Annotated in this window: 1 protein-coding gene; it reads left to right on the top strand. The window is 68.4% G+C overall.

All coding sequences use genetic code 11. The annotated features are described in order from the left end of the window. Positions 1-1,528, top strand: a 1,528-nt coding sequence (locus ACFWAY_RS53345; protein ID WP_378516480.1) for a hypothetical protein, incomplete at its 5' end; no start/stop codon positions are given. Positions 1,529-3,039: the final 1,511 nt, after the last annotated feature.

Raw genomic sequence — 3,039 nt, 5'->3', positions numbered from 1 at the left:
CTCGGAAGGGCAGTCGCGAAGCGACGCCGCCCGCTTGCGCAAAGCGGCGCGGTACACCCGGCGCCGGACCCTATGGCGGATCACCGGCGACTCCGCGTGCAAGGGCTGCGGCCGGGCCCTGATGGACCCCGCGTCCGGCGTGATCGTCGCCCAGACCGCTGCCGGAACCTCCGTGGTCCTCGGCCTCATGCGGTGCGGGCGGATCTGGCTCTGCCCGGTCTGCGCCGCCGTGATCCGCCACCGCCGCGCCGAGGAGATCACCCAGGCCGTGGTCACCTGGCTCCAACAGGGCGGGACCGCCTACCTGGTGACCTTCACCGCCCGCCACGCGTACAAGGACGCGCTCGCCGACCTCATGGACGCTCTCCAGGGCACCCGCAAAACCGAGGACACCCCCCGGCGCCCCGGCGCCTACCAGCGGCTCATCACGGGCGGCACGTGGGCCGGACGGAAGGTCAGCGACGGCTGCCGGGCGAAGGACCAGGAGGGCATCCGCGACCGGATCGGCTACCTCGGGATGATCCGCGCGACGGAGGTGACCGTGGGTCAGGCCCACGGCTGGCACCCGCACATCCACGCGATCGTCCTCGTCGGCGGCCGGACCACCGGAGAGAAGGCGGCCAAGAGGATCACGGGCGCCTTCACGCCTGCCGAGGACCGGCTCACCGAGTGGGAAGACCACTGGCGCGCGACCTGGACCCGCACCCTCCAGGGCATCAATCCGAAGTTCCGGCCGACGGACGACTGCGAACGGGCCGACTGCCCGTGCGAGGGCAAGGGCCACGGCGTCGACTTCAAGCGGCTGCACACCGAGCGCGACGCGAACGACCTCGCCGAGTACATCGCCAAGACGCAGGACGGCAAGGCGCCGGCGCTCGAACTCGCCCGCGCCGACCTGAAAACCGCGGGCGGCGAGAACGTCACGCCGTTCGAACTCCTCGGCCGGATCGGAGACCTGACCGGAGGCGTTCCCGAGGACGACGCCCAGGGACAGGGCTCGCTGGAGTGGAACCTGGCGAAGTGGCACGAGTACGAGCGCGCGACCAAGGGCCGCCGCGCGATCGAGTGGACCCGCTACCTGCGCTCGATGCTCGGCATCGACGGCGGCGACACCGACGAAGACAACCTCGACTTGCTCGCGGCGGCCGACGCCGAGGGCGGCGAACTCCGCGCGGGCGTCCGCGTCACCGAGGACGGCTGGCACGCGGTCGCGAGGAAGGCCCTCGACCTGGAGGCGACGCAGGCCGCCGAGGGCACCGACGGCAACACCGACCCGGCCGCCATGGCTGCCCGCGTCCGTGAGGTCCTGGCGCTCGCCGACGTCGCCGACGAGGTCGTCGTTCTCGGTCCGCAGGACGTCGTGGACGCGTACGCCGAGATGCTCGAAGCCCTCGCCCGCCGACGCGAGGAAGCAGCTGCACGACGTCGCCGCGAAGCCGAGGAGAACGACGACCAGGAGGACGACGCCGACGACCGCGAACGTGCCGTCTGGCACATCGCCCGACGCCTCGCCCAGCCGCAGAACTGATATCAGTCCGGCATAACTCGCTGCCGGAATCTGATGCCGACACGGGTCCGGGGCGCCGGCGCTTTCGCGCGACAGCGAGGGGCGCCGGATCCCCTCTCCGGGCCGCCGCGCGTCACCGTCCCCACCGCCAATTTCAGGTGGGGACGTGACGGAGGCGGGCAGTAGAGGGGATGTCAGCGAAAACGGACACCCCCACCACGCGTGGTGACCTGCACAGACGGGGTCGGCCGGAATCCGGTAAGGGCAGCAGAAGTCGCAACAGATGCCGCAGCAGATGCCGCAGGAGATGGCGCAAGAGCTGTCGCAAGCCGCCGCCCGGCCGACCGCGAAACTGGGCCCAATGACCCACAACTCGCTGCCGGAATCTGCGCCCCGCAGGACACGCCCAGCGCAGCGACCGACCGGCACGGCGGACCGATCAGATATCTGATCGCTTAGCTTGCTCCCCTGCCCGTGCCCGGGCCCGACGTCGCCCCCGACGCTCGGCCTAACGTTCCAATAGGCCACAACTGGCTGCCCGGATCTGATGTCAACGACGGCCGCCCGCGACCGGTCGGTAGCGACTCAGAGCTTGCCGTCGTCCTCCTCGCCGGCGCCGACTTCGGCACTGAGATCGAGGACAAGGTCTAGTGCTGCAAGAAGAACTCGGAGATGTTCTTCGCGAAGCAGGTCCAGTACCTGAGGTACCGGAAATCGGACCGCAGCCGTTTCGCTCCAGGGGCGAAGATGTATCTCAGGCGGCGTCCCCTGCCAGGTGAGTTTCGAGGGTGTCCTCCGCGGCCCGTTCACCAGCGCTTAGACCGGCCGAACGACCTGCTCAACGTCCTAGAGACGGACCCGAAGTTCGACTGCTCGATGTTCGTCGACAGGGCCGGTCAGCGGAAGTATCCGTCCAGTGACCCTCGGTCACGTGGTGCGCGTCACCGAAGGGTTCATGTGAGGACTTTCGATCTGCTGGCGGCCTCATGACCCCCCTACATGAAGTGCCTGTCACCAACCTCGTGAGCTGAGCATCCGACATGAAGCAGCAGGTCAGGGCCACTTAGGCGCTTTTATGCGTGTGCGTGATTCCGTTGGCATTGTGGCGGCTCCGCTCGCGCTGCGTAGGCTTCTCCCTGACCGGCAGCACCGGAGTCCGAACGAGGCCCTTCGAGGACGAGTTCGACGCCGACCGCGCCAACGGGTTTCCGGTCGCCGTGTAGTCCGACAGCCCTCGAACACCTGGAGGCAAAAAAACAGCGGTCCCCTGCGCCAACAGGGGACCGCCTGTGTAGTCCGACAGCCCTCGCCCGACCGAGTTGGATCTCAAGTACAAGGAGAAGAACCATCAAAGACGTTCCCGAGCCTAAGCTCCGCGACGGCCTGCCGTCGAGCGGGCTCACGCGACAAATGGCGCATTACGAAGCTTGTGCGACATTCATTCCGGCTCCGTTCGACAGGCGAGCGCAGGGTGTCACGTACGGGGTGACGGGCCGATGACCCTGTTCACGATCGTCGCGATGTCCCTCGCC

The organism is Rhodococcus sp. NPDC059968 (genome assembly GCF_042738615.1).
Taxonomy (GTDB): domain Bacteria; phylum Actinomycetota; class Actinomycetes; order Mycobacteriales; family Mycobacteriaceae; genus Rhodococcus_F.
This window is presented reverse-complemented; position numbering and strand designations above follow the sequence as displayed.